The organism is Citrobacter sp. HN-141, from assembly GCF_033341895.1.
GTDB lineage: Bacteria > Pseudomonadota > Gammaproteobacteria > Enterobacterales > Enterobacteriaceae > Citrobacter.
On sequence record NZ_JAWPBF010000008.1, the window covers coordinates 73060 to 98501 of the forward strand.

At 52.1% G+C, this 25442-nt stretch carries 23 protein-coding genes; 15 read left to right on the top strand and 8 right to left on the bottom strand.

From position 1 onward, the window contains the following. Nucleotides 1-185: 185 nt before the first annotated feature. Together clpA and clpS are read right to left on the bottom strand one after the other, a co-directional pair. A complete protein-coding gene (gene clpA, locus RYZ59_RS11565) occupies nt 186-2462 on the bottom strand; it encodes an ATP-dependent Clp protease ATP-binding subunit ClpA (RefSeq protein ID WP_318048014.1) in 2277 nt (758 codons plus the stop codon). A 30-nt stretch (nt 2463-2492) separates the two neighbouring features. Next, entirely contained in the window at nt 2493-2813 is a 321-nt protein-coding gene (clpS, locus tag RYZ59_RS11570) for an ATP-dependent Clp protease adapter ClpS (RefSeq protein WP_005128368.1), read from the bottom strand. A gap of 322 nt (nt 2814-3135) precedes the next feature. On the opposite strand from clpS, the gene cspD reads away from it, so the two are divergent. Then, the gene (gene cspD / locus RYZ59_RS11575; protein ID WP_005128369.1) at nt 3136-3360 is read left to right on the top strand and encodes a cold shock-like protein CspD; all 225 of its coding nucleotides are present in this window, start codon (nt 3136-3138) and stop codon (nt 3358-3360) included. Nucleotides 3361-3444: 84 nt separating this feature from the next. On the opposite strand, the gene macB is transcribed toward cspD, so the two are convergent. Then, nucleotides 3445-5391 (bottom strand): macrolide ABC transporter ATP-binding protein/permease MacB, encoded by a 1947-nt coding sequence (gene macB / locus RYZ59_RS11580; RefSeq protein WP_318048013.1) that lies wholly within the window; start codon nt 5389-5391, stop codon nt 3445-3447. Continuing rightward, nucleotides 5388-6503, bottom strand: a complete 1116-nt coding sequence (gene macA, locus RYZ59_RS11585; protein WP_318048012.1) for a macrolide transporter subunit MacA — start codon at nt 6501-6503, stop codon at nt 5388-5390. Before macA ends, macB begins: the two co-directional genes overlap by 4 nt. A gap of 161 nt (nt 6504-6664) precedes the next feature. On the opposite strand from macA, the gene RYZ59_RS11590 reads away from it, so the two are divergent. Further along, complete coding sequence (locus RYZ59_RS11590; RefSeq protein WP_318048011.1) at nt 6665-7615, top strand: VirK/YbjX family protein; 951 nt, start codon at nt 6665-6667, stop codon at nt 7613-7615. Here the strand turns inward: RYZ59_RS11590 and RYZ59_RS11595 are convergent. Next, the gene (locus RYZ59_RS11595) at nt 7612-9270 is read right to left on the bottom strand and encodes an ATP-dependent endonuclease (protein ID WP_318048010.1); all 1659 of its coding nucleotides are present in this window, start codon (nt 9268-9270) and stop codon (nt 7612-7614) included. The two genes, RYZ59_RS11590 and RYZ59_RS11595, sit on opposite strands and share 4 nt — an antisense overlap. A 364-nt stretch (nt 9271-9634) precedes the next feature. On the opposite strand from RYZ59_RS11595, the gene aqpZ reads away from it, so the two are divergent. The 4 genes from aqpZ to hcr all read left to right on the top strand — a co-directional run bounded on the left by aqpZ (nt 9635) and on the right by hcr (nt 14161). Further along, the gene (gene aqpZ, locus RYZ59_RS11600) at nt 9635-10330 is read left to right on the top strand and encodes an aquaporin Z (RefSeq protein WP_048212061.1); all 696 of its coding nucleotides are present in this window, start codon (nt 9635-9637) and stop codon (nt 10328-10330) included. Nucleotides 10331-10474: 144 nt separating this feature from the next. Beyond that, nucleotides 10475-11374: a lysine exporter LysO family protein gene (locus tag RYZ59_RS11605; protein WP_318048009.1), complete on the top strand. Its 900-nt coding sequence runs from the start codon at nt 10475-10477 to the stop codon at nt 11372-11374. Nucleotides 11375-11529: 155 nt separating this feature from the next. Beyond that, a complete protein-coding gene (hcp, locus tag RYZ59_RS11610; protein WP_137382230.1) occupies nt 11530-13182 on the top strand; it encodes a hydroxylamine reductase in 1653 nt (550 codons plus the stop codon). A gap of 10 nt (nt 13183-13192) precedes the next feature. Beyond that, complete coding sequence (gene hcr, locus RYZ59_RS11615) at nt 13193-14161, top strand: NADH oxidoreductase (RefSeq protein ID WP_318048008.1); 969 nt, start codon at nt 13193-13195, stop codon at nt 14159-14161. An 87-nt stretch (nt 14162-14248) separates the two neighbouring features. On the opposite strand, the gene RYZ59_RS11620 is transcribed toward hcr, so the two are convergent. Beyond that, nucleotides 14249-14683, bottom strand: a complete 435-nt coding sequence (locus RYZ59_RS11620) for a DoxX family protein (RefSeq protein ID WP_318048007.1) — start codon at nt 14681-14683, stop codon at nt 14249-14251. Between the two features lie 153 nt (nt 14684-14836). Here RYZ59_RS11620 and poxB point away from each other — a divergent pair, with 153 nt between their 5' ends. The 4 genes from poxB to RYZ59_RS11640 all read left to right on the top strand — a co-directional run bounded on the left by poxB (nt 14837) and on the right by RYZ59_RS11640 (nt 20264). Then, nucleotides 14837-16555 (top strand): ubiquinone-dependent pyruvate dehydrogenase, encoded by a 1719-nt coding sequence (poxB, locus tag RYZ59_RS11625; RefSeq protein ID WP_318048006.1) that lies wholly within the window; start codon nt 14837-14839, stop codon nt 16553-16555. A gap of 155 nt (nt 16556-16710) precedes the next feature. Next, nucleotides 16711-17712, top strand: coding sequence for a low-specificity L-threonine aldolase (gene ltaE / locus RYZ59_RS11630; RefSeq protein WP_202038975.1), 1002 nt, complete (start codon nt 16711-16713; stop codon nt 17710-17712). Between the two features lie 10 nt (nt 17713-17722). Continuing rightward, complete coding sequence (locus RYZ59_RS11635; protein WP_318048005.1) at nt 17723-19153, top strand: SDR family oxidoreductase; 1431 nt, start codon at nt 17723-17725, stop codon at nt 19151-19153. Between the two features lie 97 nt (nt 19154-19250). After that, a complete protein-coding gene (locus tag RYZ59_RS11640; protein WP_137382225.1) occupies nt 19251-20264 on the top strand; it encodes an NAD-dependent epimerase/dehydratase family protein in 1014 nt (337 codons plus the stop codon). Here the strand turns inward: RYZ59_RS11640 and RYZ59_RS11645 are convergent. Then, nucleotides 20261-21091 (bottom strand): N-acetylmuramoyl-L-alanine amidase, encoded by an 831-nt coding sequence (locus RYZ59_RS11645; protein ID WP_318048004.1) that lies wholly within the window; start codon nt 21089-21091, stop codon nt 20261-20263. The two genes, RYZ59_RS11640 and RYZ59_RS11645, sit on opposite strands and share 4 nt — an antisense overlap. Next, nucleotides 21088-21411: a heavy metal-binding domain-containing protein gene (locus RYZ59_RS11650; RefSeq protein WP_001160726.1), complete on the bottom strand. Its 324-nt coding sequence runs from the start codon at nt 21409-21411 to the stop codon at nt 21088-21090. The genes RYZ59_RS11645 and RYZ59_RS11650 overlap by 4 nt, the downstream gene beginning before the upstream one ends. Before the next feature lie 126 nt (nt 21412-21537). Here RYZ59_RS11650 and RYZ59_RS11655 point away from each other — a divergent pair, with 126 nt between their 5' ends. The 5 genes from RYZ59_RS11655 to artM all read left to right on the top strand — a co-directional run bounded on the left by RYZ59_RS11655 (nt 21538) and on the right by artM (nt 25273). Further along, the gene (locus RYZ59_RS11655) at nt 21538-22053 is read left to right on the top strand and encodes a lipoprotein (RefSeq protein WP_200000890.1); all 516 of its coding nucleotides are present in this window, start codon (nt 21538-21540) and stop codon (nt 22051-22053) included. Between the two features lie 352 nt (nt 22054-22405). Continuing rightward, nucleotides 22406-23134: an arginine ABC transporter ATP-binding protein ArtP gene (gene artP, locus RYZ59_RS11660; RefSeq protein ID WP_137382222.1), complete on the top strand. Its 729-nt coding sequence runs from the start codon at nt 22406-22408 to the stop codon at nt 23132-23134. 16 nt (nt 23135-23150) lie between these two features. Further along, a complete protein-coding gene (artI, locus tag RYZ59_RS11665; protein ID WP_003027298.1) occupies nt 23151-23882 on the top strand; it encodes an arginine ABC transporter substrate-binding protein ArtI in 732 nt (243 codons plus the stop codon). Nucleotides 23883-23888: 6 nt separating this feature from the next. Then, the gene (gene artQ, locus RYZ59_RS11670; RefSeq protein WP_040231854.1) at nt 23889-24605 is read left to right on the top strand and encodes an arginine ABC transporter permease ArtQ; all 717 of its coding nucleotides are present in this window, start codon (nt 23889-23891) and stop codon (nt 24603-24605) included. After that, on the top strand, nt 24605-25273 hold the full coding sequence (gene artM, locus RYZ59_RS11675; protein WP_137382221.1) for an arginine ABC transporter permease ArtM: 669 nt from the start codon (nt 24605-24607) through the stop codon (nt 25271-25273). Before artQ ends, artM begins: the two co-directional genes overlap by 1 nt. Nucleotides 25274-25442 lie beyond the last annotated feature (169 nt).

A 25442-nucleotide genomic window follows, 5' to 3' on the forward strand; every position in this document is an offset into this window, starting at 1 on the left:
CCGCTGAAAAACATAACCCATAAATGCTAGCTGTACCAGGAACCACCTCCTTAGCCTGCGTAATCTCCCTTACGCAGGCTTATTTTTTGCCTGCCGTTTAAACTCTTTGAGCCCCCCCAATTCAAATCACGACTTTCAGGCAAAAAAAACCGGGCATTACGCCCGGCTTATTATGTGATTAGAAATCAATGTGCAGCTTCTGGCTTGTGCTTTTGCGCACTCTGAAAACCGTAGGTCAGCTCATTTTTTTCTTTATCCAGCGCGACGGTAACCTGACCGCCATCCACCAGCGAACCAAACAGCAATTCGTTGGCCAATGGTTTTTTCAGGTTGTCCTGAACCACTCGCGTCATCGGACGTGCGCCCATTGCGCGGTCGTAGCCTTTTTCCGCCAGCCAGTTACGTGCTTCCTGACTCACTTCCAGAGAGACACCTTTCTGATCCAGCTGAACCTGCAACTCGACAATAAATTTATCCACCACCTGATGAATCACCTCAGTAGAGAGATGATCGAACCAGATAATGTTGTCGAGGCGGTTACGGAATTCCGGCGTAAACACTTTTTTGATTTCGCCCATCGCATCAGTACTGTTGTCCTGATGAATAAGCCCAATCGATTTACGCTCAGTTTCACGTACCCCGGCGTTGGTCGTCATCACCAGCACCACGTTGCGGAAATCCGCTTTACGCCCGTTATTGTCAGTCAGCGTACCGTTATCCATGACCTGCAGCAGCAGGTTAAAGACATCCGGGTGCGCTTTTTCAATTTCATCCAGCAGCAGTACAGCATGCGGATGTTTAATCACCGCATCGGTCAGTAAACCGCCCTGGTCGAAACCGACATACCCAGGAGGCGCACCAATCAAGCGGCTGACAGTATGACGTTCCATATATTCGGACATATCAAAACGCAGCAGTTCGATGCCCAGCGCTTTAGACAACTGCACCGTAACTTCGGTCTTACCGACGCCAGTCGGTCCGGCGAACAGGAACGAACCGACAGGTTTATGCTCATGACCCAGACCGGCACGGCTCATTTTGATCGCTTCCGTCAGTGCTTCAATGGCTTTATCCTGCCCGAATACCAGCATTTTCAGACGGCTGCCCAGATTTTTCAGCGTATCACGATCGCTCTGTGAAACGCTCTTCTCCGGGATCCGCGCAATGCGGGCCACCACGGACTCGATATCTGCCACGTTGACGGTTTTCTTGCGCTTGCTGACCGGCATCAGACGTGCCCGCGCGCCCGCTTCATCAATCACGTCAATCGCTTTATCCGGCAGGTGGCGATCGTTAATGTATTTCACCGCCAGTTCGACCGCTGCACGTACCGCTTTGGCGGTGTAGCGAACGTCATGGTGCGCTTCGTACTTCGGTTTCAGACCGTTGATGATCTGCACGGTCTCTTCCACTGACGGCTCAGTGATATCGATCTTCTGGAAGCGACGCGCTAACGCACGGTCTTTCTCAAAGATATTGCTGAACTCCTGATAAGTGGTTGAACCTATCACACGAATTTTCCCGCTGGAGAGCAGCGGCTTGATCAGGTTAGCCGCATCCACCTGGCCGCCCGATGCCGCACCCGCACCGATAATGGTGTGGATCTCATCGATAAACAGAATGCTGTTGGTATCCTGTTCCAGTTGTTTCAGCAGCGCCTTAAAGCGTTTTTCAAAATCACCGCGGTATTTGGTACCCGCCAGCAATGAACCGATATCCAGAGAGTACAGCGTACAATCAGCCATCACTTCCGGCACATCCCCCTGGACAATACGCCAGGCGAGACCTTCGGCAATCGCCGTTTTCCCCACGCCGGATTCACCCACCAGCAGTGGGTTATTTTTACGCCGACGACACAGTACCTGAATGGCTCGCTCCAGCTCTTTTTCGCGGCCAATAAGCGGATCAATCCCGCCCACGCGAGCCAGCTGGTTAAGGTTAGTCGTGAAGTTCTCCATACGGTCCTCCCCGCCAGCTTGCTCTTCGTTATTTGGCTGATTCCCGGAGTCAGAAGACTGACTCGGTTCGTCTTTACGCGTGCCATGAGAAATGAAATTCACCACGTCCAGGCGACTGACTTCATGCTTACGCAGCAGATAGGCCGCCTGTGACTCCTGCTCGCTGAAGATAGCAACCAGCACATTAGCGCCAGTCACTTCATTGCGCCCGGAGGACTGAACATGAAAGACAGCACGTTGCAAAACACGCTGAAAACTCAACGTCGGCTGCGTGTCGCGCTCTTCTTCGCTGGCAGGCAATACGGGTGTGGTTTGTTCAATGAAGGCTTCGAGTTCCTGACGGAGCGCCACCAGATCCACAGAACACGCTTCCAGCGCTTCGCGGGCCGATGGGTTACTGAGCAACGCCAGTAACAAGTGCTCGACGGTCATAAACTCATGTCGGTGCTCGCGCGCTCTGGCGAAAGCCATGTTTAAACTGAGTTCCAGTTCTTGATTGAGCATAGGCACCTCCCCCAATATTTATGCCTGCATTCAGGCTTTTTCCAGCGTACACAGCAACGGATGCTCGTTTTCCCTCGCATATTTGTTCACCATCGCCACTTTGGTTTCAGCAACCTCGGCGGTGAATACGCCGCAGATGGCTTTACCTTGATAGTGAACGGCAAGCATCAGTTGCGTTGCACGTTCTACATCATAAGAAAAGAATTTTTGTAACACGTCAATAACAAACTCCATCGGAGTGTAATCATCATTGACTAATATCACTTTATACATAGATGGCGGTTTTAGCGCGTCGCGCAATTTGTCTTCCGCCAGCTGTTCGAAATCCAGCCAGTCGTTCGTCTTACCCATTGTCAGTCGTCATCTTCAGTTACGGTTACCGGCAGAATAACTTGCCGCTGACAAGAGCCTATGCGCACAATCAATCTACCTCAATTATTAGATAACTATCATCTATCAGTGTCATCCGCGACATCTGTCACATATCCGACAATAGCGTTAACTGCTTCAAATTTTGATGCATTTTTACCCTATTCCACCTGCCTGGCGCTTGACGCCTCGCCTGATTTCTCTAAATTGTAGTTTCGAGAGTTGGCGAGGTTTTGAACAGCCCCCACTCCGCCACCGGTTCATTCCATCTTACTTATATAAGATTTACGAAGGATGTCGAAGTATGGAAACGGGTACTGTTAAGTGGTTCAACAATGCCAAAGGGTTTGGTTTCATCTGCCCCGAAGGCGGTGGTGAAGATATCTTCGCCCATTATTCCACCATTCAGATGGATGGTTACAGAACGCTAAAAGCCGGACAGTCTGTCCAGTTTGATGTCCACCAGGGGCCAAAAGGCAATCATGCCAGTCTTATCGTGCCCGTCATTGAAGCAGAAGCTGTCGCATAGCTCTTCTGTCTCATTGTGTACATCCCGCAGACAAAATGCCAGCCCCTGAGGCTGGCATTTTTATTTCTTATGCAATACAACACGTTATTCTCGTGCCAGGGCATCAACGGGATCCAGACGCGCTGCATTACGGGCCGGAAGCCAGCCAAACAAAATTCCGGTGGCGGTTGAACACAGGAAAGCCGTTAACAGCGCGACAGGGGAGAAACCAATTTCCCACCCGGGCAGGAACAGCTGTAGCGTAAAGGCAATTAACATCGACAAACTGATGCCGAGCGCGCCTCCCACCAGACACACCAGCACAGCCTCAATTAAGAATTGCTGTAACACATCGCTGGCCCGCGCCCCCACGGCCATCCGAATACCGATTTCACGCGTACGCTCTGTCACCGATACCAGCATAATGTTCATCACGCCGATCCCGCCCACCACCAGCGAAATCACCGCCACCAGCGTCAGAAAGAGCTGTAATGTACGTGTGGTTTTTTCGGCGGTTTTCAAGATGCCATCCATGTTCCAGGTGAAGAAATCTTTTTTGCCATGACGCAGCGATAACAGACGGGTGAGTTGCTGCTCGGCCTGGGCGCTATCAAACCCCTCTTTTACCCGCACGGTAATAGAGTTTAACCACGATTGCCCCATGATCCGCCCTGACATGGTGCTGTATGGCAGCCAGACGCGCAGGATCTTACTGCTGCCAAACATCGATTGTTTTTCTTCCGCGACGCCAATAACAGTGGCTGGCATATTTCCCACCAAAATGACCTCGCCCACCACTTTCGCTTTGCTGGGGAACAACTGACGTCGGGTATTGCTGTCGAGTACCACCACCTGCGCCCGCCCCGCCAGTTGCTCTGCATTAAAGGTGGCCCCCTCACTGAACGTCATACCATAGACGTTGAAGTAATCACCGCTAACGCCGTTTGCGCTGGCGGCAACATCAATATTGCCATAGCGCAGGCGCAGGTTCTTCGATACCGCAGGCGTAACGGAACTGACCCAGGGTTGCTTCTGAATCGCGACTAAATCGTCATACTTCAGCGCCTGCTGATACTGTGGATCGTCATCACCGAAATCTTTGCCTGGATAGATATCAATAGTATTCGTACCGATAGCACGAATGTCTGCCAGCACCAGCTGTTTTGCCGCATCGCCCACCACCACAATCGACACCACCGACGCGATGCCGATGATAATACCCAGCATTGTGAGCAGTGTACGCATCTTGTTGGCGGCCATGGCCAGCCAGGCCATGGTCAATGCTTCACGAAAACCGCTGACAAACTGGCTCCAGCCAGAAGCCGTCGTCACCGTTGGTTCAGCAATATCACGTCCGGCAGCGGGCTTTTGTGGTGGCGGATTACGCACAATCTCGCCATCACGAATTTCAATGACGCGTTCTGCCTGGGCGGCAACCTGGCTGTCGTGCGTGACGATAATGACCGTATGCCCGCGATCGCGTAGCTGATGCAGAATAGCCATCACCTCTTCGCCGGAGTGGCTGTCCAACGCGCCAGTGGGTTCATCGGCCAGAATGACCTGACCACCGTTCATCAACGCACGGGCAATACTGACACGTTGCTGCTGACCACCGGAAAGCTGGGAAGGCTGATAATCAATGCGGTCACCCAATCCCAGGCGCTGAAGTAACTCCTGAGCACGAGCCAGACGCTGCTTACGTTCAGTCCCGGCATACACCGCCGGGACTTCAACATTTTGCGCCGCCGTTAGATGTGACAGCAAATGATAACGCTGGAAGATAAAGCCGAAATGCTCACGTCGCAGTTGCGCTAACGCATCGCTATCCAGGGTGGAAACATCCCGCCCCGCAACCCGATAGGTTCCACTGGTCGGCTTGTCCAGGCATCCCAGAATGTTCATCAGCGTCGATTTACCTGAGCCAGACGCCCCGACAATCGCCACCATTTCGCCGGCCTGAATGCGCAAGGAAACGTCCTTTAATACCTCGACCTGTCCCTCGCCTGACGGGTAACTGCGGCGGATATTGCTCAACTCAAGCAATGCCGTCATTGTGCCACTCCCGCTTTACCCTCACCGGTGATCACTTCATCACCCTCTTCGAACCCTTTCACAATTTCTACGTCGGTATCATTACGGGCGCCGATGACCACTTCGCGTTCGCGAGTTTCACCATTGCGCAGCAGCCTGACGTTATAGCGGTTGTTGCCAATAGGATCGCCCAACGCCGACAGCGGGATCGTCAGCACATTTTTAACGTCGGTGAGCTGGATGTGCACCTGTGCGGTCATATCAAGGCGCAGGATCCCTTTAGGGTTAGGCACTTCGAAGCGCGCATAGTAGAAGATGGCGTCATTCACCTTCTCAGGCGTCGGCAGGACATCTTTGAGCACACCTTCATACCGTGTCTGCGGATCGCCCAGCACAGTGAACCAGGCTTTTTGGCCCGGCTGCAGGTGAATAACGTCTGCCTCGGAGACCTGCGCTTTTACCAGCATGGTGCTCATATCTGCCAACGTCAAAATGTTAGGCGCCTGCTGGGCGGCAATAACGGTTTGCCCCTGGAGGGTGGTGATTTGCGTCACTTCACCTGCCATTGGTGCGACGATTCGCGTGTAATCGAGGTTCGTTTTTGCCGTATCAAGGGAAGCCTGATTACGCTTAATTTGTGCATCAATAGTGCCAATCTGTGCCTGCTTGACCGCCATTTCGGTCGCTGCCGTGTCGAGGTCCTGCTGCGAAACCGCCTGCGTTTTCGCCAGTTGTTGCTGACGAGAAAGCGTTACGCGTGCCAGTTTCCACTCAGCTTCAGCCTGTAAACGCTGAGCCCGCAGCTCCATGAGCGTCGCTTCTACTTCTTTGATTTGGTTTTGCGCCTGCTCAGGATCGATAACGCCGAGCAACTGATCTTTTTTAACTTTATCGCCAATGGCTACTGACAGCGTTTTTAACTGCCCACTCACCTGGGCACCAACATCAACTTTGCGTAACGCATCCAGTTTCCCGGTAGCCAGCACACTTTGCTGGAGATCGCCTGGACGTACAATTAACGTTTGATACTGAGGTAGTGGCGCATTAAGCGTTCGCCAAAGTGAAATCATCGCCACAATAATGATGATGGCGAGGAGAAAATACCGTTTTTTAATTTTTCCCTTGAGCTTCATAAATGTCCCAGTGTCCCCCAATACGCCTACCAGAGTGGAGTGATAACCATCAACGATAAATTAACAGACGTTGAAAAGTGCAAAGAATAACAGAGTTATTGATGAACCGTTAAGGTCCACTGTGCTGAAATTAGTATCAGAGTATCTATTGGATTGTTATTATGAGCCAGCTAACAGAAAGCACTTTTCATTCTTCCAGACCCGCCACAAGTTTTAGTCTTTTTTGTCGTCTGACAACCGGACAATGGCGACCAGGTAAATTTTGGCATCAACGCAGCTTTCGCCGTAAGTTTGTATGGCGTTCATTGCTGATGCCACGATTAACACGTGAATGGATGGCTGAGCTGGCGCAATGGCCGGATCTCGAGGAAATTCTCGCGATCCAACCCCGTATACCGGTTCGCCTGCATCGCGCATATCTCGCAGTCAACCTTGATCGTAAAGCAAAACTCGATGCTGTGCGTTTTCATTACAATGTTATCCGCAACGCTTTTTCATCGACAGAATTTAATGATTATTTAAGTGCAGATGGGCTACAACTGGCACAAATTGAAGGCAAAGACAGCGCAATATACACCATTATAATGTCATCATTTATTGCCCTGGATAAAGAAGGTGAAAGTACCATTCTTGTCCGTAATAGTGAGGGCGAGACATTAGCAGAAATGACCTTCACCCTGTGCAACTATGAAGGGCGCAGCGCGCTTTTTATTGGTGGCTTACAGGGGGGAAACCGATTAATGCCGCACGAAGAAATTCAAAAAGCGACAAAATCATGCCATGGTTTGTTTCCTAAACGTATTGTAATGGAAGCTATTTGTCGTTTTGCAGAACAATTGAATATTGAACAAGTACTGGCCGTCAGCAATGACCAGCATATTTTTCGCAGCCAGCGTTACCATGATAAAAACAAGGTGATTCATTCTGACTACAATTCATTTTGGGAGTCAGTGGGCGGCGAATGTGACCGCAATGGCTACTATCATATTCCGCGTACGCTGGCGCGTAAAAGCGAAGCAGATATTGCCAGTAAGAAGCGCGCGGAATATCGCCGCCGCTATCAGTTACTCGACAGTATCCACTCGCAGTTATCAGTCATGTTCCGCCGCTAATCCGCTCGCCCGCGTGCTAACCACAGCACGCGGGAAAACATTTTCCGCAGCAACGTTGGCACCGCTTCAACACCGCGTCGCCCCGCCTCCATCGCCACTTCAATCGCCAGATCCGGTTTTGACGAGCGATGGATCGCCTTCGCGATAATTTTCCGCATATTCATCGGCACATTTTCCGGTATTTGCGCCACCCGATGAAAGACGTCCGAGAACCCCTGGCGATACATAAAGTGTTCCATATCCAGCGCAGGTAACATGGTCAAATGCTCGCGCTCTTCCTCTTTGTCATCGTTCAGCAGGCTGCGTACCGTGGCCGCATACTTTTTCCCCGCCTCATCGCCATCGACCAGCACATGCCACTCAATTCCCATCCGGCGGGCAAACTTCACCAGGGGTTTAAGCCCTGACTGGGCAAATTCAATGACTTTAATCCCTTCGGCATCAAAGTGATGCCCACACTGACGAGCCAGCTCGTTAATGACCCATGTTTCTGTTTCTCCCTCCACCAACAGCCAGCAACGGGCAAACAGTGAAGACGCCCGATTAAAACGGATATGGAAGGCAATGCGCCGCCCGTCCTCCGCATTGAGTCCTCCCGGTCCCAGTCGCCAGGCGGCGACGCGGGAAGATTCTCGTACCAGACGGACAACATGTTCCACGGGCGTAAGCGACAACAATTCACCAGAGTTGGTCGTCGTCACTCGCTGGAGGGGAAGCAGATTCAACAGTTGCCAGGCAACAGACAACATAATGGGGTGTAAGCGCGTTTCAGGATCTTCTACCAATAGCAACGGACGAGCGTCTTTATCCAGTCTTAGCGACCCTTTGGCCTGTAACAGCGTGGAAAACAGCCCCAGCAGAATCACACGGTGCGTACGCCCTCCGGGTTTATCAATCATACGGTTGATAATATCCAGATAACGCCAGCTGCGTTGCTCGTTGTTGGAGCGTCGGCGCATCAGACGATAGCGGGACTGACCGGAACCTTGTTCTGAAAAGTAGTGCTCCAGCAGTTGAACCATCGCCGACAACCCCTGGCGAATCTGCCCATCCGTCAGATTCTGCGGTCGGGTGGCCAACTCACGTGCCATAAAATCCAGTTGACGCGCAGTCACTTCAACATCAGCGGAATCCGGCACCGTTCCATTCCGGATCCGCCGCATAAAACGCGCATCACGTAAACGTAATACTGGCATCAAACGCACCAGATGACGCGCCTGATCGTTAATATTATCGATGGGCAACGGGCGGCCTTCGCCATCAAGAAAACTGCGTAATGTCAGGACGCTGCCGTCATCAGCGCACTCGCCTTCCAGCCGATAAAAAATACGGTGATAGTTATCATGGCACGGCGACCAGCACGCTTCTAACGGGCGATATCGGCGCACACGATGGCGACCCGGTTGTGATTCACGAAATGTCAGGACAATATGCAGATGATGTTCCCGGCCCTGGATGTCTCCCGGCGGGAACCAGAAATCTTCGCGGTTAAAGTGGTACAAATCCGACTCCGGCGACAACAGCAGGGTTAACGCATCCAGCAGGCTGGACTTACCCCACGCGTTTTCCCCAATCAGCACGTTGTTTTGCTCCAGCATCAACGACAGCCGATTAATACCACGAAACCCAACAATCTCAACGCGTTCGAGAATCATATAGCCTCCGGAAATGCTCACTTTTTCCTTCAAGTTATCAGGAGTATAACGGTAAGCGGGCGCTCAGAACACCCAATATCATCCGCAGATAAATCGAAAGAGTTAAGAATATTCTCTTTAAAAATTACTTTTGAATATAATTTCAGACGTCAATCATCAGATTTCTGATAACTGAACTACGCTTTATTCACCTGAACTCCAAAAAGGATTCGCATCACATTGCCTTAAATCAAATTTTTTTATTAATTTAAGTGGCGAAGGGATGAGATTTTTTTCTAGAATAAGCGCGCTTTAATCATCGTCCCTTTTAGCGATGAAATACCGGGATAGAAAAACTAACCCGGAACTTTTAATTGAGGTGGTTATGTTCAGGAAATTAGCAGCCGAGTTCTTCGGCACGTTTTGGCTTGTTTTTGGCGGGTGTGGTAGTGCCGTTCTGGCCGCAGCTTTCCCGGAGTTAGGTATTGGGTTTGCCGGTGTCGCCCTGGCGTTTGGTCTGACTGTATTAACCATGGCATTCGCTGTGGGTCATATTTCAGGTGGCCATTTTAACCCTGCAGTGACATTCGGTTTATGGGCTGGTGGTCGCTTCCCGGCGAAAGACGTTATTGGTTATGTTATTGCTCAGGTTGTGGGCGGTATTGTAGCAGCAGCGGTACTTTATCTTATTGCCAGCGGCAAAGCCGGTTTTGATGCAGCAGCCAGTGGCTTCGCCTCAAACGGTTACGGCGAGCATTCACCTGGCGGATATTCCATGCTTTCTGCCATCGTAATTGAAATCGTTCTGACCGCAGGTTTCTTATTAGTGATCCACGGTGCGACCGATAAACATGCTCCGGCAGGTTTTGCGCCAATTGCCATCGGTCTTGCATTAACGTTGATTCACCTGATCAGTATCCCGGTCACCAATACGTCCGTAAACCCGGCGCGTAGCACTGCGGTTGCTATCTTCCAGGGTGGTTGGGCATTGCAACAGCTTTGGTTGTTCTGGGTTATGCCGATTATCGGCGGGATCGTCGGCGGTCTTATTTACCGCACCCTGCTGGAAAAACGCGATTAATCGCTAACAACAAGGCCTGATGAACTGTCAGGCCTTTTTTTTCCTCGCTATATTTCCTTTTATTTGCAACTTTACTCCCCTCTTTGCTTTCAGTAGTGTGTGCAGGCGCATTTCGTCTTACTTCTCAGCAAGGATCGGGGTTTCATGTTCTCAGGGCTGTTAATCATTCTGGTACCCCTTATTGTGGGTTATCTCATTCCGCTTCGACACAGAGCCGCATTAAAACTCATCAATCGGCTGTTGAGTTGGATCGTCTACCTTATTCTCTTTTTTATGGGGATCAGTCTGGCGTTTCTGGATAATCTCGCCAGTAATCTGTTATCCATTCTTTATTATTCTGCCGTCAGTGTGACGGTCATTCTGCTGTGTAATATCGCAGCGCTGCTGTGGCTGGAGCGCTCACTCCCCTGGCGGCACAGCCACCAGCAAGAGAAGCTCCCCTCGCGAATCGCGATGGCGCTGGAGTCTCTACAGCTTTGCGGCGTCGTGGTGCTGGGTTTTCTGCTGGGCCTTACCGGATTGTCGGTACTGCAACACGCTACTGAAGCCAGCGAATATACGCTGATCTTTTTATTATTCCTGGTTGGGATCCAACTGCGAAACAGCGGTATGACATTAAAGCAGATCGTACTGAACCGTCGGGGCATGATTGTTGCCGTGGTCGTGGTGGCCAGTTCTCTGCTGGGTGGCGTCATTAATGCGCTGATCCTCGGCCTGCCGTTAAAAACAGCACTGGCGATGGCATCGGGTTTTGGCTGGTATTCCCTGTCAGGCATTCTGTTGACCGAATCATTCGGTCCCGTAATTGGCAGCGCCGCCTTCTTTAACGACCTGGCGCGTGAGTTAATTGCCATTATGCTGATCCCTGGACTGGTGGTCCGCAGTCGTTCAACCGCATTGGGTCTTTGCGGGGCGACATCAATGGATTTCACGCTGCCCGTGTTACAACGCAGTGGCGGTCTGGAGATGGTTCCCGCAGCCATTGTGCACGGCTTTATTCTGAGCCTGTTAGTACCACTGTTAATGGCCTTTTTCTCCGCCTGATACACAGACAAATACCTCTCTGGCGGTAGTCAGCTACCGCCAAAATTGCGCTAAATCAATCTCCCTGCAAGTTGTAGCAGAAATCCCTTTAATCCCTTCGCACGCAGGCATAACCTTAAACATGTATATCAAATATAACTTTAAAAGGTGTGACCATGTTTTGTGTGCAATGTGAACAAACCATCCGTACTCCGGCAGGAAACGGCTGCTCTTACGCGCAGGGTATGTGCGGTAAAACGGCTGAAACCTCCGATCTGCAGGATCTGCTGATTGCTTCCCTACAAGGTCTGTCTGCATGGGCTGTTAAAGCCCGTGAATACGGCATCATCGACCATGAAGTTGATAACTTCGCGCCGCGTGCATTCTTCTCCACGCTGACCAACGTGAACTTCGATTCCCCGCGTATTGTTGGCTATGCTCGTGAAGCTATCGCCATGCGCGATGCTCTGAAAGCGCAGTGCCTGAACATTGATGCTAACGCTACTGTTGAAAACCCAATGGCCGACCTGCAACTGGTCAGCGACGATCTGGGCGACCTGCAACGTCAGGCCGCTGAATTTACCCCGAATAAAGACAAAGCGACCATCGGCGAGAATATCCTCGGCCTGCGTCTGCTGTGTCTGTACGGTCTGAAAGGTGCGGCAGCTTACATGGAGCACGCACACGTTCTCGGCCAGTACGACAACGATATTTACGCTCAGTACCACAAAATCATGGCATGGCTGGGTACCTGGCCTTCCGACATGAACGCTCTGCTGGAGTGCTCAATGGAAATCGGCCAGATGAACTTTAAAGTGATGAGCATTCTGGATGCCGGTGAAACCACAAAATACGGTCACCCAACCCCAACCCAGGTCAACGTGAAAGCAACCGAAGGGAAGTGCATTCTGATCTCCGGTCACGACCTGAAAGATTTGTACAATCTGCTTGAGCAGACTGAAGGCACCGGCGTTAACGTTTATACCCACGGTGAAATGCTGCCAGCACACGGCTACCCGGAACTGCGTAAGTTCAAACACCTGATCGGTAACTATGGCAGCGGCTGGCAGAACCAGCAGGTTGAATTTGCTCGTTTCCCTGGCCCAATCGTCATGACCTCTAACTGCATCATCGACCCAACCGTTGGCGCATACGATGACCGCATCTGGACCCGTAGCATCGTCGGTTGGCCGGGTGTGAGCCACCTCGAAGGTGATGACTTCGGTCCGGTTATTGCTCAGGCGCAGCAGATGGCTGGCTTCCCGTACAGCGAAATTCCGCACCTGATAACTGTCGGTTTCGGTCGTCAAACGCTGCTGGGTGCAGCTGATACCTTGATTGACCTGGTGAGCCGCGAAAAACTACGTCACATCTTCCTGGTTGGCGGTTGTGACGGCGCACGCGGTGAACGTAACTACTTCACCGATTTCGCCACCAGCGTACCGGATGACTGCCTGATCCTGACTCTGGCCTGTGGTAAATACCGTTTCAACAAACTGGAATTCGGCGATATCGAAGGTCTGCCGCGTCTGGTCGATGCCGGTCAGTGTAACGATGCCTACTCTGCCATTATCCTGGCCGTCACTCTGGCTGAGAAACTGGGTTGTGGCGTGAACGATCTGCCACTGTCTCTGGTGCTCTCCTGGTTCGAACAGAAAGCGATTGTCATCCTGCTGACCCTGCTGTCACTGGGTGTGAAAAACATCGTGACTGGCCCAACTGCACCTGGCTTCTTCACACCCGATCTGCTGGCTGTACTCAACGAGAAATTTGGTCTGCGTTCCGTGACCACCGTTGAAGAAGACATGAAGCAGCTGCTGAGCGCGTAAGGAGTAAAGAATGACAATGCCAACCCATCAGTGCCCGTGGCGGATGCAGGTTCATCACATCCATCAGGAAACGCCGGATGTGTGGACAATTTCGTTGCTATGCCACGACTATTATCCCTATCGTGCCGGGCAGTATGCACTGGTCAGCGTTCGTAACTCAGCGGATACGCTGCGTGCTTACACCATCTCTTCAACGCCGGGCGTAAGCGAATACATCACGCTGACCATCCGCCGCATTGACGACGGTGCAGGTTCTCAGTGGTTAACCCGCGACGTGAAGCGCGGCGACTACATCTGGCTGTCCGATGCCATGGGTGAATTTACCTGTGAAGATAAAGCGGAAGACAAGTTCCTGATGCTGGCTGCCGGCTGTGGCGTAACGCCTATCATGTCGATGCGTCGCTGGTTGGCGAAGTACCGTCCACAAGCCGACGTGCAGGTGATTTTCAACGTTCGCTCGCCAGAAGATGTCATCTTTGCCGATGAATGGCGTGAGTATCCGGTGACATTAGTCGCTGAAAACAATGCCTCTCAGGGTTTTGTTTCTGGCCGACTGACCACCGAACTGCTGAAGAACGTCCCGGATCTTACCTCACGTACCGTGATGACCTGTGGCCCGGCCCCGTATATGGATCTGGTCGAAAAAGAAGTGAAAGCGCTTGGCGTAACACGCTTCTTTAAAGAGCAGTTCTTCACTCCGGTGGCCGAAGCGGCAACCAGCGGTCTGAAGTTCACCAAGCTGCAACCCGCACAAGAGTTCTATGCGCCGGTTGGCACGACGCTACTGGAAGCACTGGAAAGCAATAAGGTTCCGGTCGTTGCCGCCTGTCGCGCAGGCGTGTGCGGTTGCTGCAAAACCAAAGTGGTTGATGGTAACTACACGGTCAGCAGCACCATGACGCTGACCGATGCGGAAATTGCGGAAGGTTACGTTCTGGCGTGTTCCTGTCACCCGCAGGGCGATCTGGTACTTGCGTAAATAGTCATTGCCGGATGGCATACTTATCCGGCCTACAAGAACCATTGTAGGCCGGACGAAGTATTAATACCGTCGTCCGGTCATTTATCACCGCCAGGCTGAATTGCCGCCCAGGGCATATTTTCCTGCGCCCAGAAACACCACCGCCATCGCGCCAACAAAAAAGTACACCAGACTCTCAATCGCCCAGGCGCCGGTTTTGTCCAGAGACCAGGTTTCTCCCATCCCGACCATCAGCCACGCCACAATCATTGTAAACGCCAGCCCTAATGCCGCCGGGCGTGTCAGTATCCCTAGAATAATCAGGCAAGGCGCAACAACCTCCCCCAGCAAGACACCGTATGCAATAAAGCCGGGGAACCCTTTGGCTATCAGCATGCCACTGATGCCATCAATACCCGCGAACAGCTTATGCAGTCCATGAAACAGCATCAGCCCCCCAACAGCGAGGCGTAACAAAAACTTGCCAAAATCTTCGTGCGTCAGCGTCCGGTTAACTGCATTTAATAGTTTTGTAACCATTTGAATTTATTCCTTGTTTTACCATGTCTTCTGCCAAGCTACGCTTTATCTTCGTGAAATGTAAGCTGCCGAAAATAAGGGGGTAATGAGAAGCATAACTATTATCTTCATCTAAACTTGTAACCGGTATCACATTAAAGGAGATGGAAAACCATGAAACAAACGGTTGCCGCTTTTATTGCTAAAACCCTTGAACAAGCTGGCGTTAAACGTATTTGGGGCGTGACGGGCGACTCACTGAATGGCCTCAGCGATAGTCTGAATCGTATGGGAACGATTGACTGGATGCCAACCCGCCATGAAGAGGTTGCCGCTTTTGCCGCAGGCGCAGAAGCCCAACTGACCGGCGAGCTGGCCGTCTGTGCCGGTTCATGCGGACCGGGAAACCTGCACTTAATTAACGGCCTGTTTGATTGCCACCGCAACCATGTCCCGGTGCTGGCAATTGCTGCACATATTCCTTCCAGTGAGATAGGCAGTGGTTATTTTCAGGAGACTCACCCGCAGGAGTTGTTCCGCGAATGTAGCCATTATTGCGAGCTGGTTTCCAGTCCTGAGCAGATCCCCCAGGTACTGGCGATTGCGATGCGAAAAGCCGTATTAAATCGCGGTGTCTCAGTTGTCGTCTTACCTGGCGACGTCGCGCTGAAACCCGCGCCGGAAAGCGCCAGTACGCACTGGTATCACGCACCGCTGCCAATAGTTACGCCAGCAGAAGAAGAAATTAAAAAGCTGGCGCAACTGCTGCGTTATTCCCGCAACATTGCCCTGATGTGCGGCAGCGGTTGTGCCGGGGCACATAAAGAGCTGGTCGAATTTGCCGCTAAAATCAAAGCCCCAATTGTTCACGCCCTGCGTGGTAAAGAGCACATTGAATACGACAACCCGTACGACGTCGGCATGACCGGATTAATCGGCTTTTCTTCCGGGTTCCATACCATGATGAATGCCGACACGCTGATCTTACTCGGCACCCAGTTCCCTTATCGTCCGTTCTACCCTACCGATGCCAAAATTATCCAGATTGATATCAACCCGGCGAGCATTGGCGCACACAGCAAAGTGGATATGGCGCTGGTGGGCGATATTAAATCCACGCTTCGCGCCCTGCTTCCACAGCTAGAAGAAAAAACCGATCGACAGTTTTTAGACCAAGCGCTGGAGCACTATCGCGATGCACGAAAAGGGCTGGATGATTTAGCCAAGCCCAGCGATAAAGCCATTCATCCACAATATCTGGCACAACAAATCAGCCACTTTGCCGCGGACGACGCCATCTTCACTTGCGACGTTGGTACGCCAACGGTGTGGGCCGCACGCTATCTGAAAATGAACGGTAAACGCCGTCTGCTAGGATCGTTTAACCACGGTTCAATGGCAAACGCCATGCCACAAGCGCTCGGTGCGCAGGCGACTGAACCAGGCCGTCAGGTCGTCGCGATGTGCGGCGATGGTGGCTTCAGCATGTTAATGGGCGATTTTCTCTCAGTTGTGCAAATGAAGCTCCCGGTGAAGATAATCGTGTTTAACAACAGCGTACTGGGTTTTGTGGCGATGGAGATGAAGGCGGGTGGTTATCTGACGGACGGAACGGAACTACACGACACCAACTTCGCACGTATCGCCGAAGCCTGTGGTATTACCGGCATCCGCGTAGAGAAATCCTCTGAGGTCGATGAGGCCTTGCAACGCGCCATGTCAATCGATGGTCCGGTGCTGGTCGATGTCGTTGTGGCGAAAGAAGAGCTCGCCATTCCACCACAAATAAAACTCGAACAAGCGAAGGGATTTAGCCTGTATATGCTGCGCGCAATTATCAGCGGGCGCGGTGATGAAGTGATCGAACTGGCGAAAACTAACTGGCTAAGGTAAAACATCCTTATTAAATCACACACAAAATCATTCATGATGCATCAAGGCGGCTAGCCCGAAAATCCCCAGGAGCATAGGCATACTATGTGACTGGGGTTTAAGGGCGCGGCCAACGCCGAGGCAGCTTGAAGGATGAAGTGTAATAAGGAGATACCATGATTGATTTACGCAGTGATACCGTCACCCGCCCGAGTCGCGCCATGCTGGAAGAAATGATGGCGGCCCCGGTCGGGGACGACGTTTACGGAGATGACCCTACCGTTAACGCCCTTCAGCAATACGCCGCTGAACTTTCTGGTAAAGAAGCGGCTATTTTCCTGCCTACCGGCACTCAGGCTAATCTGGTTGCGTTACTCAGCCATTGCCAGCGCGGCGAGGAATATATCGCCGGTCAGGGGGCTCATAACTATTTGTATGAAGCTGGCGGCGCCGCAGTGCTCGGGAGTATCCAACCCCAACCTATTGATGCTGCGCCAGATGGTTCTCTGCCACTGGATAAAGTGGCGGCAAAAATCAAAGCGGATGATATCCATTTTGCCCGCACACGCCTGCTCAGTCTGGAAAACACCCACAACGGTAAAGTGTTGCCACGTGAGTACCTGAAGGATGCCTGGGAATTTACCCGTGAGCGAAACCTTGCCCTGCACGTTGATGGCGCACGTATTTTTAACGCCATCGTCGCCTACGGCTGTGAGTTAAAAGACGTTACCCAATACTGCGACTCGTTCACAATTTGTCTCTCCAAAGGGCTGGGAACGCCGGTGGGTTCACTGTTGGTCGGCAGTCATGACTATATCAAACGCGCGATTCGCTGGCGCAAAATGACCGGCGGCGGGATGCGCCAGGCCGGGATTCTGGCGGCAGCCGGACTGTATGCGCTGAAAAATAACGTCGCGCGCTTACAAGACGACCACGACAACGCGGCCTGGATGGCAGAACAGTTGCGTGAAGCGGGAGCGGACGTCATGCGTCACGACACCAACATGCTGTTTATCCGTGTTGGTGAAGAACATGCCGCAGCACTGGGCGAGTATATGAAGGCACATGATGTGCTGATTAACGCCTCCCCGATTGTACGTCTGGTGATGCATCTGGACGTGTCACGTACACAGCTTGCTGAAGTCGTCGCCCACTGGCGCGCTTTTTTAACCCGCTAAGGAGTCAGGCGTGCCGCAACGGATTTTGGTTCTTGGCGCCAGTGGCTACATTGGTCAGCATCTGGTTCAGGCGCTCAGCCAGCAAGGGCATCAGGTGCTGGCTGCGGCACGTCGCATTGAGCGGCTGGAAAAGCAGCAACTGGCCAATGTTAACTGTCATAAGATCGATTTAAATGTACCGGATACTTTGCCGCCGCTGCTGGCGGGTATTGATACCGTTTACTATCTGGTTCATGGCATGGGCGAAGGGGGCGACTTTATTGCCCATGAGCACCTGGTCGCAGAAAACGTGCGCGATGCACTGCGTACGACCCCGGTCAAACAACTGATCTTCCTGAGCTCATTGCAGGCTCCCAGACATGAGCAGTCCGATCACCTGCGTGCGCGCCAGATCACCGCAGATACGCTACGCGAATCCGGTGTACCGGTGACTGAGCTACGTGCAGGCATTATCGTTGGCGCAGGTTCCGCTGCGTTTGAAGTCATGCGCGACATGGTCTATAACCTCCCCGTGTTAACCCCGCCACGCTGGGTACGTTCTCGCACCACGCCTATCGCGCTGGAAAACCTGATGTATTACCTGGTGGCGTTGTTGGACCATCCGGCAAGCAAACACCGCGTACTCGAAGCAGCAGGCCCGCAGGTATTAAGCTACCAGGAGCAGTTTGAGCACTTTATGACAGTCAGCGGTAAGCATCGGCTGTTGGTCCCTATCCCCTTTCCGACCCGCTGGATCTCCGTCTGGTTTTTAAATGTCATTACTTCGGTTCCGCCGACGACGGCGAAAGCGCTAATCCAGGGGCTTAAGCACGATCTGTTGGCTGATGACACCGAACTACGGATGCTGATCCCACAACCGCTGATTGCCTTCGACGACGCGGTTCGCAGTACGCTGAAAGAAGAAGAAAAACTGGTTAACTCCAGCGACTGGGGTTACGACGCTCAGGCTTTTGCACGCTGGCGTCCTGAATATGGGTATTTTGCCAAACAAGCCGGTTTTAGCGTGGAGACCTCCGCCAGCCGGAAAGCGTTGTGGCAGGTCGTGAACCGCCTCGGGGGTAAAGAAGGTTATTTCTTTGGCAATATTTTGTGGAAGACACGTGCGGCGCTGGACCTGCTGGTGGGTCACAAGCTGGCGAAAGGTCGGCCTCAACATCCATTGTTGCAGGTGGGTGATACCGTTGATAGCTGGAAAGTCATCATCGTTGAACCGGAAAAGCAGCTCACGCTGCTGTTTGGCATGAAGGCCCCAGGTCTTGGTCGTCTGAGCTTTACGCTGGAAGAAAAAGGCGATCACCGACGCATTGATGTCCGGGCATGGTGGCACCCGCACGGGATGCCCGGTCTCTTCTATTGGCTGTTGATGATCCCAGCGCACTTGTTCATTTTCAGAGGGATGGCGAAGCGTATTGCCAAACTTGCAGAACAAATCACAAACTAATGATAAAAAGAGACTGTATTCTTTCATGTTTCCCATTGCATACGAGCGTATTTCACGGAAGAATGCGCACGACGTTTTTTAAACACAGTGGATTGATATGAAGGTACTGGTTACCGGAGCCACCAGCGGCTTGGGCCGAAACGCGGTTGAGTTTTTGTGCAGGAAAGGCATCAGCGTCAGGGCCACCGGTCGCAACGAAGCGATGGGTAAGCTGCTGGAAAAAATGGGGGCAGAATTTGTCCATGCGGATCTGACCGAGCTGGTCTCTTCGCAGGCAAAAGTGATGCTCGCAGGTATCGACACACTATGGCACTGCTCCAGTTTCACCTCACCGTGGGGCACGCAGGAAGCCTTCGATCTGGCCAACGTCCGCGCTACCCGTCGTCTGGGCGAGTGGGCCGTTGCCTGGGGCGTGCGTAACTTTATTCATATCTCCTCTCCCTCACTGTATTTTGACTATCACCACCATCGTGATATCAAAGAGGACTTCCGCCCACATCGCTTCGCCAACGAATTCGCCCGCAGCAAAGCCGCTGGTGAAGAGGTTATTGCACTGTTAGCTCAGGCCAACCCGCAGACCCGTTTTACGGTCTTGCGTCCGCAAAGTCTGTTCGGCCCTCATGATAAAGTGTTTATCCCGCGTCTGGCGCATATGATGCATCACTATGGCAGCATTCTGTTGCCGCACGGCGGAAGTGCGCTGGTAGATATGACCTATTACGAGAACGCAGTGCATGCGATGTGGCTGGCAAGCCAGACAACCTGCGATAAACTGCCGTCAGGTCGTGCCTATAACATTACCAACGGCGAGCATCGCACCCTGCGCAGCATCGTGCAGAAGCTCATTGATGAGCTGAATATTGATTGCCGTATTCGTTCGGTTCCTTATCCGATGCTGGACATGATAGCCCGCAGCATGGAACGTCTTGGTAATAAATCGGCTAAAGAACCCAAGCTCACGCATTACGGTGTGTCGAAGCTTAATTTTGATTTTACGCTGGATACAACGCGCGCTCAGGAAGAGTTAGGCTATCAGCCCGTAGTCACGCTGGACGAAGGGATTGAACGTACCGCGGCCTGGTTACGCGACCACGGCAAGTTACCGCGCTAACCCTGCCCGTATTTCTCCAGTAACGCCTCGGCAATCGCCTGGGTTTCAGCATCCGCCACGCCGTTCCACAACGCCGGCCGGAAGTGCATCTGGAACGCCATAATCACCCGCTGTTGTTCACGTGGCGTCATTTCTGGTTTAACGTCGTAGCCATAGCGCGACAACACATCGAGCAACGAGGCGGTGTCTACCGGCGTATGAGGCGCACGTCCAGCGAGATAAAACGTGACGCGCTGCGCATCCGGCCACGCGCCAATACCTTGTGCCGCCAGCTCACGCCACGGGAACAGGGGGCCAGGATCGTCTTTACGCTGTGGCGCGATATCCGCATGAGCCACGACGTTTTGTGGCTTGATGTCGTAACGGGCGATAATATCCTTTGCCAGCGGGATCAGCGCCTGAATCTGTGTTGCTTCAAACGGGGTGAAATACTTCGTTCCCGCCGACTTTTGCCAGCCGCGATTTTCCAGCTCAATACCAATTGATGTGTCGTTGATGCGCGTGGCGCCACGCCAGAAGCTAATCCCTGCATGCCAGGCCAAATCTTTTTCCGGGACCAGTTGCCAGATACGTGGCTTGCCGTGATATAACGGCGGCACCGCCGGGATCAAATAATGTGAGCTGACGTTTTTATCCGTCAGCGTAGCCAGTGATGAATCAAAATCATCTGCGGTGTAATGAATAACCAACACCTTAATGCGGGGGTAGGCCGCCTGAGCCTGACGGCGGGTATCTAACTGATACCCGTCTTTATCGATAATCCCTTTCTCGCCGGCACACCCGGCCAACAGCAGCGTGAACGCCAGCAACCACAGCAGACGCTTCATCGGCGAGTTTTTACCGCGGTACCGCTGACGCTGACCATCAGCATACTGCTATCTTTCCCGACGGTCTCGTAATCAATATCAATACCGACAACCGCATCAGCGCCCAATGCTTTGGCTTGTTCGCCGAGTTCCTGGAAAGCAATTTCACGCGCTTTACGTAATTCTTTTTCATACGCGCCGGAGCGCCCACCGACGATATCGCGGATACCCGCAAAGAAATCGCGGAAGATATTTGCGCCTAAAATAGCTTCGCCGGTTACCACACCGCAGTATTCCACGATGCTCTGCCCTTCAAGCGTAGGGGTAGTCGAAAACTGCATGGTTAATCTCCTTGTTGCGCTAAGAGCACGATCTCAAAAGCATTATCGAACCGATCCACTATCATTGAAAGGATATATTCTATCAACGTAGAACACTAATCGTAGAAAGCTAATAAGGAAATCATTATGCGCTACTCGAAACTCTCTCTGCTGGTCCCCTGTGCACTTCTTCTCAGCGCCTGTACTACCGTGACGCCGGTCTATAAAGATAACGGCACGCGTAGCGGTTCATGCGTAGAAGGCGGGCCAGACAGCGTGGCCCAGCAATTCTATGATTACCGCATCCAGCATCGTAACAATGACATTACCGCCCTGCGCCCGTACTTAAGTGACAACCTGGCGAAACTGCTGAACGATGCCAGCCGTGATAACGCGCATCGCGAACTGTTTAACAGCGATCCGTTCTCCAGTCGCGCCACGTTACCGGACAGCGCCAGCGTCGCCAGCGCATCAACCATTCCGAATAGTGATGCACGCAATATTCCTCTGCGCGTCGAACTCAAACAAGGCGATCAGAGCTGGCGCGATGAAGTGCTGATGATCCGTGAAGGCCAGTGCTGGGTGGTCGATGATGTGCGTTATCTGGGCGGCAGCGTACACGCGCCGGCCGGGACGCTGCGCCAGTCTGTCGAAAACCGCTAACCGCCCCATTCACCCACCTGAATCATAACCCCCATAAATTGTCTGGCATTCTGCATAGAATGCCGACAATTATTCTTGCCCACTGGTAGCCCCGCTATTTTGTGCTATGTTTAGATAAGAATGCGGTTTGCATTTAACTTTTAACGCATAAATATTGCATAACTATTCTGTCAAAGGTAGTATCTGCGGCTTCAATATACACAAAATCATTCATGATGCGTCGAGGCGGCAAGTGAATGAATCTCCAGGAGCGTACGAATAGTACGTGACTGGAGTGAATGAACGCAGCCAACAAAGAGGCAGCTTGAAGGATGAAGTGTATAGCTATCAGACTGCCAGCATACGAGAATCAATGAGTATTCAATTAAACGGCATTAACTGCTTCTACGGCGCACATCAGGCGCTGTTCGATATCACGCTGGATTGCCCTCAGGGTGAAACACTGGTGTTACTTGGCCCAAGTGGAGCCGGGAAAAGCTCGCTACTGCGTGTACTCAATCTGCTTGAGATGCCGCGCTCGGGCACGCTCTCTATTGCGGGTAACCGTTTCGACTTCACGAAAACCCCATCAGATAAAGCCATTCGTGAGCTGCGTCAAAACGTGGGCATGGTCTTCCAGCAATACAATCTTTGGCCGCACCTGACGGTACAGCAAAACCTGATTGAAGCGCCCTGCCGCGTACTTGGTCTGACGAAAGAACAAGCACTGGCGCGTGCTGAAAAACTGCTTGAGCGTCTGCGCCTGAAGCCTTACAGCGATCGCTATCCACTGCATTTGTCCGGTGGCCAACAGCAGCGTGTAGCGATTGCCCGTGCGTTGATGATGGAACCGCAGGTGCTGCTGTTTGACGAACCTACCGCAGCGCTTGACCCGGAAATCACGGCCCAAATCGTCAGCATCATTCGTGAGCTGGCGGAAACCAAAATTACTCAGGTGATCGTCACCCACGAAGTGGAAGTTGCACGTAAAACAGCCAGTCGTGTGGTGTATATGGAAAACGGTCATATCGTCGAGTTTGGGGATGCGAGCTGCTTTGCCAACCCGCAAACCGAAGCGTTTAAAAACTATCTTTCTCACTAAGATTCGGGACAATACAATGAAAAAAGTTCTGATTGCCGCGCTAATCGCAGGTTTTAGTCTTTCCGCTACCGCAGCCCAAACCATTCGTTTCGCTACCGAAGCGTCCTATCCTCCGTTTGAATCCATCGATGCTAATAACAAGATCGTGGGCTTTGACGTTGATTTGGCGAATGCGCTGTGTAAAGAGATTGACGCCACCTGTACGTTTACCAATCAGGCCTTCGACAGCCTGATCCCCAGCCTGAAGTTCCGCCGCTTTGACGCGGTAATGGCCGGTATGGACATCACACCAGAACGTGAAAAGCAGGTCCTGTTCACGACGCCTTACTACGACAACTCGGCACTGTTTGTCGGCCAGCAGGGTAAATACACCAGCATCGACCAGCTGAAAGGCAAAAAAGTCGGCGTACAAAACGGTACCACGCACCAGAAATTCATCATGGATAAACATCCGGAAGTGACGACCGTGCCATATGACAGCTATCAGAATGCCAAACTGGATCTGCAAAACGGTCGTATTGACGGCGTCTTTGGTGATACCGCAGTGGTAACCGAATGGCTGAAAGACAATCCGAAACTGGCTGCCGTTGGCGATAAAGTGACGGATAAAGATTACTTCGGTACCGGTCTGGGCATCGCGGTGCGCCAGGGTAATACCGAGCTGCAGCAGAAATTTAACGCTGCGCTGGAAAAAGTGAAGAAAGATGGGACTTACGAAACCATCTATAACAAATGGTTCCAGAAGTAATATTTGATGAATGAATTTTTTCCTTTAGCAAGCGCCGCCGGGATGACCGTCGGCCTTGCCGTTTGTGCGCTGATTATTGGCCTTGCGCTCGCCATGTTCTTTGCCGTCTGGGAGTCTGTAAAATGGCGTCCAGTGGCATGGGCAGGTTCAGCGCTGGTCACTATTCTGCGCGGGTTACCAGAAATTCTGGTCGTTCTGTTTATCTATTTCGGTTCCTCTCAACTGCTGCTGACGCTGGCCGATGGCTTTACGATCAATCTCGGGTTCGTGCAAATCCCCGTTCAGATGCAGATTGAAAACTTCGACGTCAGCCCGTTCCTGTGCGGTGTGATTGCGCTGTCATTGCTTTACGCAGCCTATGCCTCACAAACGCTGCGCGGTGCGTTGAAAGCGGTTCCGCTTGGACAATGGGAATCAGGCCAGGCGCTGGGTTTATCTAAAACCGCGATTTTCTTTCGCCTGGTGATGCCGCAAATGTGGCGCCATGCTCTGCCGGGTCTGGGAAACCAGTGGCTGGTGTTGCTGAAAGATACCGCGCTGGTTAGCCTTATCAGCGTGAACGATCTGATGCTACAAACCAAAAGCATTGCGACCCGTACTCAGGAACCCTTTACCTGGTACATCGTCGCGGCGGCTATTTACCTGGTGATTACGCTGGTGAGTCAGTACATTCTCAAACGCATTGACCTGCGCGCGACACGTTTTGAGCGGAGACCAGGCTAATGCTTGAGTATTTACCTGAACTACTGAAAGGGCTGCACACCAGCCTGACGCTGACGGTCGCCTCGATTGTGGTGGCACTGGTTCTGGCGTTGGTTTTCACTGTTATCCTGACACTGAAAACGCCGGTGCTGGTTTGGCTGGTTCGCGCTTATATCACGCTGTTTACCGGTACACCGCTGCTGGTGCAAATCTTCCTGATCTACTACGGACCAGGGCAGTTTCCGGCATTGCAAGAATATCCGGTACTGTGGCATCTACTCTCTGAACCGTGGTTGTGCGCGTTAATTGCGCTGTCGTTAAACAGTGCGGCCTATACCACGCAACTGTTTTACGGTGCGATTCGAGCAATCCCGGAAGGCCAGTGGCAGTCCTGTGGTGCGCTGGGGATGAGCAAAAAGGATACGCTGGCCATTCTGCTGCCGTATGCCTTTAAACGCGCCCTCTCCTCGTATTCCAACGAAGTGGTACTGGTCTTTAAAAGTACCTCTCTGGCGTACACCATCACACTGATGGAAGTCATGGGCTACAGCCAACTGCTGTACGGCCGTACCTATGACGTCATGGTCTTCGGTGCCGCGGGCGTGATTTACCTGATCGTCAATGGCTTGCTGACGTTGATGATGCGCCTGATCGAACGTAAAGCTCTGGCGTTTGAACACCGGAATTAACGATGTTCATGCCTGATGGCGTCAGACCATCCGACAAAATGTGCATAAAGTAAAAAACATAAAGACGGACAAGAACCTAAATTGTCCGTCTTTTTTTATACCTGAAAAATAGTTAATCATTTTTATTGCATATAAATTCATTAAATGGCATTGTGAATCCACGCCGCAG